Origin of the sequence: Bacillus sp. MYb56, from assembly GCF_002976445.1 — a bacterium.
GTDB lineage: Bacteria > Bacillota > Bacilli > Bacillales > Bacillaceae_G > Bacillus_A > Bacillus_A mycoides.
Genome location: NZ_PCOH01000012.1, coordinates 89,266 through 103,184, shown reverse-complemented (window position 1 = coordinate 103,184; position 13,919 = coordinate 89,266). Strand labels below are relative to the sequence as shown.

Sequence of the window (13,919 nt, the reverse complement as noted above, 5' to 3'; positions counted from 1 at the left end):
TCCACTTATTATAATGAAATTTAGCGAAAAAAAACATTACAAATCATTTACATTTCGTAAAAATTCAATTTATTTATAAAAAGTCAGATTTTCTATATTTTATTTTTAAGATGTAGAACAAGTATAATGTGTTTTAGTAGAAATGAAAATATGTAATGTGAGAAAGTGATAGAGAAGTAAGATTTGTTGAAATATAGCCAAGAAGATGTCATTAGCTGTATATATACTTCTTATATAATAAAGAAAGATTTTACGGATGAAGGAGAGAGCATAATGAATCATACATCATTCCGAGCAATTGTCGTGAACGAAAAAGAAAATAATCAATTTGAAAGAAATCTTGTTGAGAGAGAAATTAATAGTTTACCTGAAGGAGACGTATTAATACGTGTTTATTATTCTTCATTAAATTATAAAGATGCCCTTTCAGCTACTGGTAATAAAGGTGTAACGAGAACATATCCTCATACACCAGGTATCGATGCAGCGGGAGAGGTAGTTAGTAGTGAAAATAACGCCTTTCAGGAAGGCGATCAAGTTATTGTAACTGGATATGATTTAGGTATGAATACTTCTGGTGGTTTCGGAGAATATATTCGCGTGCCATCATCTTGGGTTGTTCCTTTACCGAAAGAAATGTCTTTGAAGGAAAGTATGATGTACGGGACAGCCGGTTTTACAGCTGCCTTATCGGTATATAAGCTCATTAGAGCGGGAATTACGCCTAGTATGGGAGATGTTTTAGTAACGGGTGCTACGGGCGGAGTAGGCAGTGTAGCAGTTAGCATTTTAGCGAAGCTAGGATATAACGTAGTAGGATCAACTGGGAAAATGGAAGAGGAACAGATGCTGCTACGTTTAGGTGCAAAAAAGATGATTCATCGCGCGGAGTTGAGTGATGAATCAGGAAGACCGATGCTTAAAGGAATATACGCTGGGGTTGTCGATACCGTAGGCGGAAGCATGTTAGAAAGTTCTTTAAAGGTAGTTAAGTATGGAGGCTGTGTAACAACGTGTGGTAACGTAGCAGGGCATGAATTAAATACAAGTGTATACCCATTCATATTACGAGGGATTAGCCTTTTAGGAATAGATTCAGTTCAATGTCCAGTAGATGTGAGAAGAGACGTGTGGGCATTGCTAGCAGGTGAGTGGAAAAATTCAGAGCTATTATCTTATACAGAAGAATGTACATTAAAAGAATTAGATGAGAAGTTTGCACTTATATTGCAAGGAAAGCTAAAAGGAAGAACGGTTGTAAAGATGAAATAAAAAAGAGACGCTTACATTAGCGTCTCTTTTTCTAATTATAATGATTGTTTTACTGCTAGTTTACCTTGTTCGCCTAAAACACCATCAGCAATATTTACAGCATGATCACCGATACGCTCTAAGTTACTTACCATATCAACGTAGATGATGCTTGCATCACCTGAACAGCTACGTTCGTTCAGACGTAATACGTGACGTTTGCGAAGAACACGTTCCATTTGGTCGATTTTACGTTCTTTTGCAATAACAGTTTGAGCTAGTTCAGTATCGAAGTTTGTTAAAGCATTGATTGCATCTTGTAATGTTGAAATTGTTAATTCAAGCATTTCATTTAATTCAGCTAGTGCCTCATCTGATAGTGAAACGCGGTTTGAAATTTGGAAATCTACAAGTTCTACAAGGTTTTCTACATGATCACCGACACGTTCAATATCTCCAACAACACCAGCCAAAACAGAATGCTTCTCAGAATCTGTAGGTGAAAGTGGTTTTTCTGATAATAAAACTAAATACTCGGTAATTTTTTTATCTAAATTGTTAATAGCGCCTTCTAATTGAGTAGCCATGTTCGCGTGTTTTTTGTCCTGTGTATTTAAAAATTGGTTTGCTTCTTTTAATCCATCTAATGAAAACTCCGCCATACGGATAATCTCTTTTTGAGCTTCTGTTAAAGCAATAGCTGGAGATTGTTCAATAAAGATTGGATTTAAATGCTGTGGTTTGAAGTTAATAGATGCATCTTCACCACGAATAAGTTTTGTTACAATCCATGCTAATACTGCAATGAATGGGAACTGAATGATTGTATTCGTTACGTTAAACGTCCCGTGTGCAAATGCAATTGTCATTTCTGGATTTAAGTTTAATGACGTTTGGAAATATTGAATTAAACTTGTAAATGGTATTAATATAATCGTAAAGATAATGGTACCGATAATATTAAAGATAACGTGAACTAATGCTGCACGTCTTGCTGCAATTGAAGTACCGATTGCTGCTAATACTGCTGTAATTGTCGTACCGATGTTATCACCGAATAATACAGGAAGGGCAGCTTGTAAGTCGATTGCACCTTGACCGAATAATTCTTGTAAAATACCGATTGTCGCACTTGAACTTTGTACAATTAAAGTGAAGACTGTACCAACAACAATTCCTAAAATTGGATTATCACTCATGCTAACCATTAACTCTTGGAATGACTCTAAAGAACGAAGAGGTTTCATACCTGCGCTCATTAATTCTAAACCGAAGAATAACATACCAAAACCGAATACAACTTGACCTACAGAATGTACTTTTTTATTTTTAAAGAAGAATAGTAAGATTGCTCCAACTGCCATAATTGGGAGAGCGTATTCTCCGATTTTAATTCCGATAATAAATGCAGTAACTGTCGTTCCGATGTTCGCACCCATAATAACACCAATTGCTTGTCTTAATGTCATAAATCCGGCACTTACAAGTCCGACTGTTAAAGCGGTTGTTCCTGAACTTGATTGAATTAATACAGTAACTAACATACCTGCTAGTACACCCATAAGAGGATTTGTTGTAAAACGATCTAGAATATCGCGAAGACGATCTCCAGCTGCTTGTTGCAGTCCATCGCCCATGTATTTAATCCCGAATAAGAAAATACCTAATCCACCAATGAACTGGAAGATCATATCTTGAATATTGTATTCCACGCATTCCACTCCTTAAATTTCATGTACGATGTAATTATTAACTAAACCTTGAGGCACTGTAAACGGTTTGTCTGTAAAATTTACACTAAATTTACAAAGTGATAAAAAGTTTACAATTCTTTAAAGAAACACCTGGATTTAATTGGTTTTCATGCATGGTATATGACTATTTTGTGAAGAAGTCACATTTATCACACTATTTATTGATAGTAAAAATAGGTGAAGAGAAACTACCCAACTGGGTATGCGGATTGGAATTTTATTTTGTTATGATGATGGTTCTTTGCATATTTTTTGATTAAAGTTAGAAAAATATGTAGGGAAACGGGGGAGGTTTGAAATGGATTTATTTAATGAAAGTAAAAAACGATTAAATTATTATAAACTGTTTTCTTTTGAGATGCTCGCAACAATAAAAAAGAGCAATTCGCATATGAATTTGCTCTGCTTTTTTATGTTAAAAACTTTCGGTGCTTTGCATTTTAACAATTATGCAAAGTGTTTTTTCTTTATTTAGAATCGTCATTATGCTCCATAGTTATGACGACATTGCCCTTCTTATGTCCTTTTTCAACATATATGTGAGCTTCAATAATTTCCTCAAAAGTGTATTGCCTATCAATGACCACTTTTATTTTACCGTTCTCAACAAGTTCTTTAAGGAAATTTAATGCTTCGGAAGTTTCAGGTGCGTTTTGACTTAATATGAGTTTCACGCGACTTGTCAATTTAGTCCAGAGCATTTGAGCACTTGGTAACGGTTCAACGATATTTATATAGGTACCATCTTCCTTTAACATTTTAATACACTCTGAAAAGGGGCTCCTGTTTACCGCTTCAAAGATAACATCATAAGTTTCGTCTGTAGTAGAAAAATTTTTTGTGGTGTAATCAATTACTTCGTCAGCTCCTAGAGATTTGACCAATTCTAAATTGGAGCTACTGCACACACCTGTAACTGTTGCGCCGAAATACTTGGAAATTTGTACTGCATAACTTCCGACACTTCCAGAAGCTCCGTAAATAAGAATGTTTTGACCGCTTTGAACGTTAGCTTTCCTAAGGAAAAACAAAGCTGTACGTGCTCCAATTGGGATGGCTGCGGCTTCTTCATAGGATATATTGGAGGGCTTCATGCACACTGCTCCACCTTCAGGTAGACAAATATACTCAGCATAAGAACCAAAATTTACTTGGGTAGCTGCAAAAACTTGGTCTCCTTTTTTAAATCGTGTGACGTCTTTTCCTACCGATTCAACTTCACCAGCCAATTCCATTCCGAGTATTTGTTTTTTCGGTTGCTTAAATCCAAGTGCGATTCGAGCGGGTAGCCAAACAGAAGAGGGAACCGTAAAACTTCGTGAGCGAATATCTCCTGCTGTTACGGTTGTCGCTTTTATTTTTACTAGTATTTCATTGTCCTTAGGAGCAGGTTTTTCTATCTCTTTCAGTTGAAGAACGTCGGGGAGACCGTATTTTGTGTACACTATTGCTTTCATTAATATTTCCTCCAATTCGTTCTATATTAATATCATACGAACAACATGAATAAATAGAACAGCGGTTCACTCTTCAATACAATGCAAAAAGCAGTGTGATTTTTTTAGGAATCCACTGCTTTTTACAAATGTGTATACATGATTTTTTGGTCCAAGTACTTCGAAAAAGAACCAATTAGCATTACCCAACGGCTTTTTCTTTTGTTTTATCCCCCTGTTTTTGCTTCCGTAAGCTTGTGATGTAAATGAAAAGAAAAGCGATAAGTAATAGAGAGGAATATCGATATACAGTTGCATAGTTGGTAAAGTGTGCAATGAATCCAAAAATAATCGCTCCAGCACCAATTCCAAGATCAAATGCTGAGAAGAATGTTGCTGTTGCTACTCCTCTCCGGTGCGGTGCTACTCGGTCAATCATCCATGCTTGTAGTGCCGGTTGAATTGCTCCGAAACCACTGCCGTAGCACGCTGCGGCAATAATTAAACTCGGAATTGTAGTTGTATACGACAGCAAGATAATACCTGTAAACGTAATAATAACTCCTGGAATGATGACGAATGTATGGCCTTTCGTATCATATAATCTTCCAGAAAACGGGCGAGTTACAGCGATTGCAAGTGCATTAAATAAAAAGAAGAGACTGATATCAGCAATCCCGACTTCTGTAGCAAATAATGTGATAAAGCTCCCAATTCCCCCGTACATTAATGTAATACATAATATTAATAATGAAGGAAGTAAAGCTTTACGCTCAATAAATCCATCGAGAAAGGTACCAGATGTTTGCTGTGGTGGTTGCGGCGATTTTTTGATTTGAAGTAGTTTCGTTAATATTAATGAAACTATTGTGCATGAAAGTGCACATAAAAAAAGAATCGTGAAGTCATATGCTTGCATAAGCCAAAGTCCGATAAGGGGACCGAGCGCCATGGCGATAGTTCCAGAAAGACCGAAATATCCCATGCCTTCACCGCGGCGAGCTTGCGGAATTAAATCTGAAACGACAGTTCCGTATGTAGTCGTTGTAATACCAAAACCAGCTCCGTGTAAAATTCGAACGGCAAGCAATAGGAAAACGGTTGAAGCGAAAAGATAACTGCCCATAGCGAGTAAACAAATAGCGGTACCGATCATTAAAATGATTTTTTTGTTGAATTTCTGCAAGGCATTTCCAGTTAGCGGCCTAATAAAAAGTGCTGCAACGGTAAACATGCCGACAACGAATCCGATATTTGAACTTGTGCCCCCAATTTCTTTCACATAAACAGGTAAAGTTGGAATTAACATTTGAAATCCTAAAAACATACATAAGTTTGCTAGAATTAGCGCAATAAACTCTTTTGTCCATAACGGTTCTCGTTTTACGAGTACTGCCTCTCCCATATATTCATCCCCTATATAAAAGTTTTCCCGCGTTAACGGGCAGTAAGACTCTCACCTCAAAATTTGGTTGGAGCAAAGAAGTTAGGTGGGAGCCCTGCTGTCCGTTAAAGCCCGATTGGTTCAACTAATAATCAGTGGGGGATGAACAATACCCCCACTGATTAAAGTTTCACTTTATCTCTGTTCTTTCGAGTATATGTAGTGGTCAACGTAACAGTCAAGGAAGGTGCCTTGAAAACGTATAACAATTTTCAAGGCAAAAAAACTGACAAATTTGTGGAAAGACTACACAACTATGAAAAAAAGATGTAAAGTATAGATGTATAGACTAGTAGTTGTTATGAATGATAGAAATTGTTTTTTCTTTAAAGAAAGCGGATTCAAATTGTAGTGGAAGAGAAGGGGATACATACTTTTTCGCTACATATATTTGAAAGGGTTTACAATATGATGAAGAAAGAGGCGTGTACATATGAGACGATTAGGTATTTCTATTTATCCAGAACATTCGACAGTAGAGAAAGATAAAGAGTATGTAACATTAGCAAGTAAATACGGATTTACACGTGTATTCACATGTTTATTATCTGTAGATGGCGAAAAAGAGAAGATTGTAGAAGAGTTTAAAGAAATAATTTCTCATGCGAATGCATTAGGGTTCCAAGTATTGGTTGATATTAGTCCGTCTGTTTTTGAGCAACTAGGTATTTCTTATAATGATTTATCGTTTTTCCATGAACTAGGTGCTTACGGTATTCGTTTAGATGTTGGTTTCTCAGGATTAGAAGAATCGATTATGACGTACAATCCATACGGTTTAAAAATTGAGATTAATATGAGTAACGGTACGAAGTATGTAGATAACATTATGAGTCATAGACCAAATCGTGAAAATTTAATTGGCTGTCATAATTTCTATCCGCATCGTTATTCAGGATTATCATACGATCATTTTATTAAATGCTCGAAACAATTTAAAGATTACGGTATGAGAACAGCTGCTTTTATTTCATCATTCGATGCAACATATGGACCTTGGCCAGTAACAGAAGGGTTATGTACGTTAGAGCAGCATCGCGAATTACCGATGACAACACAGGCGAAGCATTTGTTTGCAACAGAATTAATTGATGATGTTATTATTGCGAATGCTTATGCTTCAGAAGAAGAATTACAAGCACTAGGTGCGTTAAATAAAGAGAAACAAACATTTGATATAGAACTATACGATACAACAACAGATTTAGAAAGAATTATCGTATTAGAAGAACCTCATTTTTATCGCGGGGATGTATCTGAATATATGATTCGTTCTACACAAAGTCGTGTGAAATATAAAAAAGAAGAGTTTAAACCGCATAATACGCGTGAAATTAAGCGTGGCGATCTTTTAATTGATAATGAGCAATATGGCCAATATAAAGGTGAATTGCAAATTGCTTTAAAAGATATGGTGAATACAGGAAAAACAAATGTAGTTGGTCGAATTATAGAGGAAGAAATCTTCTTATTAGATTATTTACAAGCTTGGGATAAGTTTGGATTTACGCTAAAGAAATAATGAACGCGGGATAAAAGGGAAAAAACTACTGATTTCAGTGGCTTTTTCCCTTTTATATAAAGAGCGAGAGGAAGAGCTATGACAAAAGTGCATCAGCGATTAATTTCCATTTTAGAGGAGTTTTTAGAAGAGAAATCGATGTTAAATCGAGCTTTTTTAGCGAGCCGTTTACACGTATCAACGAAGACGATTCAAAAGGATATAAAATTATTAAATGATATATTGGAAGAACACGGAGCGAAAATTGAATCACAAAGAGGGAATGGGTACGAACTAGAAATTATACAAACTAAGAAGTTTGAAGATTTTTGCGTAAATGTATTTCAAAAACAGACAGAAAAGATTCCAACTTCTTATGAAGAAAGAGTAGCTTATATTTTACACCGTATTTTAACGACAGATGGGTATGTGAAGCTTTCACAGCTAGCGGAAGAGATTTATGTGAGTAAATCTACTGTAAACTTAATTATGAAAGATGTTACGGATATTTGTAGTCGCTATGAGTTACAAATTGAAAAAAGACCATATTATGGTATACGTATTGTAGGAGAAGAATTTAATATTCGTTCTTGTTTATCACAATATGGTTTGCCACGTTATGACCATACTCCGTTTCATGAGAACTATGAGCAGACGGACACATATTTATCGTTACCCCATATTTCTCTCATCCGCTCAGTTATACTAAAGTATATCGAGGGAGGAACGATATATTTATCAGATATAGAAATTGATAATTTATCAATTCATATTGCGATTGCTTTAAAGAGATGCAGGGATGATCATTACATTCAAGCACTACATGTAGAGGAATCTGAACTTATAATAAAGAAAGAATATAAAATTGCGAAACAGATTTTAGGGAATTTAGGGGAAGAGCTAAAACTTCAATTTCCAGAAGAAGAAATTTTATATGTGACGATGCATTTATTAAGTACTGCTGTTACAGCGAGAGATCGCTATGAAAATGTGGAAGAGCTATTAGGGAAAGACGTATATGCATTCATGCAGCATATTCTTTTCAAAGTAGCGGAAGAACGGAATCTTACTTTTTATTACGATGAAGAATTATTATTTGGTTTTGGTGTTCATTTAAAAACGTTATTAAATCGTTTGAAATATAAGTTAAATACGAGAAATCCTCTTTTGGCAGAAGTGAAAAAGAATTATCCATATGCCTTTGAAATTGCAGTTCTCGTTGGAGATATAATTGGTGAATATACGGGTGAATCCATTCCAGAGAGTGAGATTGGTTATATTGCCATTCACTTTGGTGGGGCGATGAGCCGCTTGCAGGAAAATAATCAAAAGAAAAGATGTTTATTAGTTTGTGCAACTGGTCAAGGGAGTGCACAACTACTGAAATATAAAATTCTATCACATTTCCGAGATAAACTAGAGATTGTAGGTATTACAGGGTACTATCAATTGAAAGTGGAAGATCTTTATAAAGATAAAATAGATTGTATTATTAGTACGATTCATATACCGAGTGGTTTGCCTGTTCCGGTTATAAAGGTAAACTCAATATTTGATGATAAAGAGATTAAATCAATTGGTAAGCAGTTATTTACACATGTGAATGATAGTATGCAGCAATATATTAAGGAAGATTTGATCTTCTTAAATCGTAGTGCTTCTACGAAAGAGGAGGTTATTCAGTTTTTATGTGAGAAAGCTGCTGAGAAAAACTATGTACCCGCAAACTTTTATGCTTCTGTTATGGAGAGAGAGAACACATCTCCTACAGCGGTTGGAAACTTAGTGGCAATTCCGCATCCGATGCAATTATTAAGCGATACGACATTTTTGATGTTTTGTACACTCGATAAGGCGATTGACTGGGGAGATAAAAAAGTACAAGTTATTATTATATTTAGTGTGAAGCGCAATAATAATGAAGATTTACAAAAGCTTTATGATTTTTTATATGATATTATGTCTAGTCAAACTATAATAGAAAAATTGCATCAGGCTCAAGCTGTTGATGATTTTCAAGAAATCTTACTATCATTATGAAAAAGTATATTAAAACTTCCGTTACACAACGGAAGTTTTTTATGTTTAATTGTATGCGTTTTCATAATAAGATAAAAATATAGAAAAAACATAACTTGGGGGAATTTTAAATGACTGATATGCAAACTCCATTTGCGTTAATTTTACATGGTGGCAACGCGAGAAGCGCGGCACTTGAAGCAATCGCTTTTGCAAGACAAGGAGATTTTGAGAATGCGAGTGAAAAGATGACACTTGCTAGTGAGGAAATATCATCCGCTCATCGTATTCAAACGAATTTAATTCAAGAAGAAGCAAGAGGCAATCATGCAGAAATAAGTTTATTATTAGTGCATGCACAAGATCATTTAATGAATGCCATTACAGTGAAAGAACTTGCTGAAGAATTTATTACTCTTCATAAACGAGTGGAAGAGAAAGTGACAGTGTAATATGTACATTTTATTATGTTGCGCGGCAGGTATGTCAACGAGTATGGTTGTAAGAAAAATGCAAGAAGAGGCAAAGAAACAAGGGAAGGATTATAAAATTAAAGCAGTCGATTCAGAACTTGTGAAACTGGAAATGAAAAATGCTGATGTTGTTTTAATTGGACCACAGGTGAAGTATTTGTTTCCAGCGGTAGAGTTTCTTGCGAAATCATACGATATACCAGTTGCAATTATAGAACAACGAGATTATGGCATGTGTGATGGTTTGAAAGTACTTAAGCAAGCAGAACAATTAATTTTAGCGTAATTATATTTTTTTAAATATAAACATTATAATGTTATAACTTTTAAGTTTTGCCACATTGAACATAGGGAGGGTTATCGATGAATGGTTTTATGAGCTTTATGGAACAGAAGATTATGCCGACAACGCAAAAGATTGCGGGGCAACGACATTTATTAGCAATTCGAAACGGAGTTATTTCTACGTTACCGTTAACGATTGTCGGATCATTTTTCGTTATCTTTTTAAATTTACCAATTGATGCATATATGGAGTGGATTGCACCGTTTCGCCATATTTTAGATATTCCATTCCGATTTACAGTAGGATTAATGGCATTATATGCAGCGTTTGGGGTAGGGGCTTCACTCGCGAACTTTTATCAGCTCAATCAATTAAGTGCAGGATTATTATCTGTACTCGCCTTTTTACTAGCATCAGTTGAACCAATTCAAATAACAAAAGCTGTACCAGGTGTTATTGATGCAGGTAGATATATTTCAGTAGGAACATTAAGTGCAACTTCTTTATTCGGAGCAATTGTTACAGCATTAATTGCAGTAGAAATTTATCACTTTATGATTAAGCATAATATTTCGATTAAATTACCAGATAGTGTACCACCAGCAGTTGCAAACTCGTTTGCAGCATTAATTCCAACTTTAGTAGTTATTCTTTTATTCTGGGGTATTCGTTACGGTTTGAAATTTGATGTAAACACAACAATCACATATTTAATCGCACCATTAAAATCAGTATTAGTAGGAAATAATTTATTCGGCGGTTTATTAACAGTATTCTTAATCGTGTTCTTCTGGTCGTTCGGTATACATGGCCCAGCGATTTTAGGACCAATCATCCGTCCGATGTGGGATTCAGCAATTCTTGAAAATATGGAAGTGTTCACGGCTACAGGAAATGCACATCAGTTACCAAACTTATTTACAGAGCAATTTATTCAATGGTTCGTATGGATCGGTGGATCAGGCTCAACGTTAGCTTTAGTAATTATGTTTATGTTCTCTAAATCTAAGTTCTTAAAAGAGTTAGGTAGATTATCATTCGTACCAGGATTATTCAATATTAACGAGCCAATTATTTTCGGGGCACCAATTGTAATGAACCCGATCTTAATTATTCCATTCGTTATTACACCGTTAGTTACAACGACGGTATCATATTTCGCAGTTGTTTCAGGTATGATTCCGCTCATGATGGCGAAGCTGCCATTTACGATGTTAGCGCCAATTGCAGCGATTATTAGTACGGACTGGACAATTATGGCTGGTGTACTTGTACTTGTTAACTTTGTTATCTCATTCGTTATTTACTATCCATTCTTCAAAATGTATGAGAAGCAACAATTAGCAGGAGAGGAGAAAACAGAATGCTCGGAGCAATTATCATCTTAATTACATTCGTGGCGGGGCAGTGTATTGCACATTATTCAAAATGGGTACAAAGTAAATCGCTATTAGTTTTACTACTTGTGTCGATATTATTTATTGGATGTTCAATGGGAGCTTATGTGGCATTTAGTTTAGAATCACCGTACTTTATAATCGTACCAACGATTTTATGTGCAACATGTTTATCTGCAAAATATAGATTTACGAGCATGGCATTAATACAACGTGTGAAGGAGATGCAAAAGCATGGAGCGTAAATTAGGAATTTCACTTTATCCAGAGCATTCAACGAAAGAACAAGATATGGCATACATTTCGGCAGCGGCACGCCACGGTTTTTCAAGAATATTCACTTGTTTACTGTCTGTTAATCGTCCGAAAGAAGAAATTGTAGCTGAATTTAAAGAAATTATTAATCATGCAAAAGATAACAATATGGAAGTTATTTTAGATGTAGCTCCAGCTGTATTCGATCAACTTGGTGTTAGTTATAGTGATCTATCGTTCTTTGCAGAGCTAGGCGCGGATGGAATTCGTTTAGATGTAGGGTTTGACGGGTTAACAGAAGCGAAAATGACGAATAATCCATATGGTTTAAAAATTGAGCTGAATGTAAGTAATGATATTGCCTATTTAGAAAATATCCTTTCGCATCAAGCGAATAAATCAGCTTTAATTGGTTGTCACAATTTTTATCCGCAAAAATTCACTGGTCTTCCGTATGATTATTTCATTCGCTGTAGTGAACGCTTCAAAAAGCATGGTATTCGTAGTGCAGCCTTTATTACATCACATGCAGCTGACATCGGTCCATGGGATATTAATGACGGATTATGTACGTTAGAACAACATCGTAACTTACCAATTGAAGTACAAGCGAAACATTTATGGGCAACAGGGCTTATTGATGATGTTATTATCGGAAATGCTTATGCGAGTGAAGAAGAGTTAGAGAAACTAGGAACCTTAAATCGTTACATGTTACAGCTAAAGGTACAATTTGTAGACGAAGCGACTGAAGTAGAGAAGAGAGCGACACTGCAAGAATTACACGTAAGACGCGGTGACATAACAGAGTATATGGTACGTTCTACAGAAGTACGTAAAAAGTACAAAGACTATGACTTCCCAGTGCGCGAAAGTGTACGACAGGAAAGAGGGCAAGTTGTAATTGGTAATAACCTATTCGGAAAGTATAAAGGTGAACTACAAATCATTCTGAAAGAAATGACAATAGATGAACGGAAAAATATTGTCGGTACAATTGCAGAAGAAGAGTTATTCTTACTAGATTATGTAGGAGCTTGGACACAGTTTACTTGTGTGGAATAGGGAAGGTAAGAGAGGATGCTATAGCATCCTCTTTTTTCTGTTGAAATAGTAGTCTATCGTATATAGAATTCAAAGGGATAGATTTAACTTGGACGGGGGAGAAGGAGATGGAAGAGTATATAGATGATTTATTAAGGAGGATGGCGGATGCAGAAACAGAGATTTGGCATCGTGCGTATGATGAAGCAAAAGAGCTAACTGACCTATTAGCTTTTCCTTATTTACAGCAGAAGATAGTCAAAACCAAGAAGGTATCTATGAAGAAAAATATTTATTATTTAATGACGAAATTCGCTATAAATACGAAAGAAATCTGTAGCGCTGATTATCTTATAGATCGTTTGGAATGTGAAGAAAGTCCGACTCTGTTAAGTGAAATGCTTAGTAATATTTATACATTGCCAGAAGTAAGTAATACAAATAAAATTATTCCTTATATTTATCATAAAAACGATGAAGTTCGTTCTTGGGCTATTTCTTCCTTAAAGTTATATAAATCATTAGAAGCGGAAAGTGCTTTACTAAAGTTACTAGCTGCTGAAGAAAATAAAGATGAGATTACAAATATTTGTTATACTTTGCTTGAGATTGGAACAAATCAATCGATTCTTCCATTAACAAAGCTTTTATATAGGGATAGTGCTTATGTTCGTTCAACCGTTATTGAAGTGTTAGCAAAAATAGGGGGAGCGGACTTACAAATAGTTTATATTGAAGCTTTAAAGGATAGAAATATTATGGTGAAATACGAGGCTGTTCGAGCTATTTATGCATATGGAGACGAAAGGGCGATTAAGCCAATTTGTGAACGTGTGAATAAGATTGTTTCTAGAAGACGTAAAAATGAAGTAGTACCTACCGATGAATCAGAGATCGTCATTGCTCTTCGTTTCTTACATAAGTTTGCTACTCATGAAGAAGTTTTAAAGACATTTGATAAAGTATATAAAAAACGAGGAAACTTGTTTATGTCAGAGAGAAAATGGATTCGGGATAATATTAGTTACTTTCAAGAGAAAGAAAGAGTGTAAGAATCAT

General features: G+C 35.3%; 12 protein-coding genes. 9 read left to right on the top strand and 3 right to left on the bottom strand.

The genetic code is table 11. The annotated features are described in order from the left end of the window. The first annotated feature begins 273 nt into the window (after positions 1-273). Positions 274-1,272 (top strand): YhdH/YhfP family quinone oxidoreductase, encoded by a 999-nt coding sequence (locus CQ058_RS16130; protein WP_002169109.1) that lies wholly within the window; start codon positions 274-276, stop codon positions 1,270-1,272. Between the two features lie 35 nt (positions 1,273-1,307). Here the strand turns inward: CQ058_RS16130 and CQ058_RS16125 are convergent, their stop codons facing one another. From CQ058_RS16125 to CQ058_RS16115, 3 genes are all read right to left on the bottom strand, one after another. Continuing rightward, positions 1,308-2,963, bottom strand: a complete 1,656-nt coding sequence (locus CQ058_RS16125; RefSeq protein ID WP_002188391.1) for a Na/Pi cotransporter family protein — start codon at positions 2,961-2,963, stop codon at positions 1,308-1,310. A 509-nt stretch (positions 2,964-3,472) separates the two neighbouring features. Beyond that, positions 3,473-4,462: an NAD(P)-dependent alcohol dehydrogenase gene (locus tag CQ058_RS16120; protein WP_105589871.1), complete on the bottom strand. Its 990-nt coding sequence runs from the start codon at positions 4,460-4,462 to the stop codon at positions 3,473-3,475. A 181-nt stretch (positions 4,463-4,643) separates the two neighbouring features. Then, positions 4,644-5,846, bottom strand: a complete 1,203-nt coding sequence (locus CQ058_RS16115; protein WP_002188394.1) for an MFS transporter — start codon at positions 5,844-5,846, stop codon at positions 4,644-4,646. 472 nt (positions 5,847-6,318) lie between these two features. Here CQ058_RS16115 and CQ058_RS16105 point away from each other — a divergent pair, with 472 nt between their 5' ends. The 8 genes from CQ058_RS16105 to CQ058_RS16070 all read left to right on the top strand — a co-directional run bounded on the left by CQ058_RS16105 (position 6,319) and on the right by CQ058_RS16070 (position 13,912). Continuing rightward, positions 6,319-7,407 (top strand): DUF871 domain-containing protein, encoded by a 1,089-nt coding sequence (locus CQ058_RS16105; RefSeq protein ID WP_002125409.1) that lies wholly within the window; start codon positions 6,319-6,321, stop codon positions 7,405-7,407. Between the two features lie 78 nt (positions 7,408-7,485). After that, positions 7,486-9,426, top strand: a complete 1,941-nt coding sequence (locus CQ058_RS16100) for a BglG family transcription antiterminator (protein WP_002188395.1) — start codon at positions 7,486-7,488, stop codon at positions 9,424-9,426. A 110-nt stretch (positions 9,427-9,536) separates the two neighbouring features. Continuing rightward, positions 9,537-9,857 carry a PTS lactose/cellobiose transporter subunit IIA gene (locus CQ058_RS16095; RefSeq protein ID WP_002188396.1) on the top strand — a complete coding sequence of 107 codons (321 nt, stop codon included), beginning with the start codon at positions 9,537-9,539 and terminating at the stop codon, positions 9,855-9,857. A 1-nt stretch (position 9,858) separates the two neighbouring features. Next, entirely contained in the window at positions 9,859-10,164 is a 306-nt protein-coding gene (locus CQ058_RS16090; RefSeq protein WP_002188397.1) for a PTS sugar transporter subunit IIB, read from the top strand. A gap of 77 nt (positions 10,165-10,241) precedes the next feature. Next, complete coding sequence (locus tag CQ058_RS16085) at positions 10,242-11,552, top strand: PTS sugar transporter subunit IIC (protein WP_001013048.1); 1,311 nt, start codon at positions 10,242-10,244, stop codon at positions 11,550-11,552. Then, positions 11,528-11,806 carry a hypothetical protein gene (locus CQ058_RS16080; RefSeq protein ID WP_002087437.1) on the top strand — a complete coding sequence of 93 codons (279 nt, stop codon included), beginning with the start codon at positions 11,528-11,530 and terminating at the stop codon, positions 11,804-11,806. Before CQ058_RS16085 ends, CQ058_RS16080 begins: the two co-directional genes overlap by 25 nt. Then, positions 11,796-12,881, top strand: coding sequence for a DUF871 domain-containing protein (locus CQ058_RS16075; RefSeq protein WP_105589870.1), 1,086 nt, complete (start codon positions 11,796-11,798; stop codon positions 12,879-12,881). Before CQ058_RS16080 ends, CQ058_RS16075 begins: the two co-directional genes overlap by 11 nt. Before the next feature lie 107 nt (positions 12,882-12,988). Next, positions 12,989-13,912, top strand: a complete 924-nt coding sequence (locus tag CQ058_RS16070) for a HEAT repeat domain-containing protein (protein ID WP_002188400.1) — start codon at positions 12,989-12,991, stop codon at positions 13,910-13,912. Positions 13,913-13,919 lie beyond the last annotated feature (7 nt).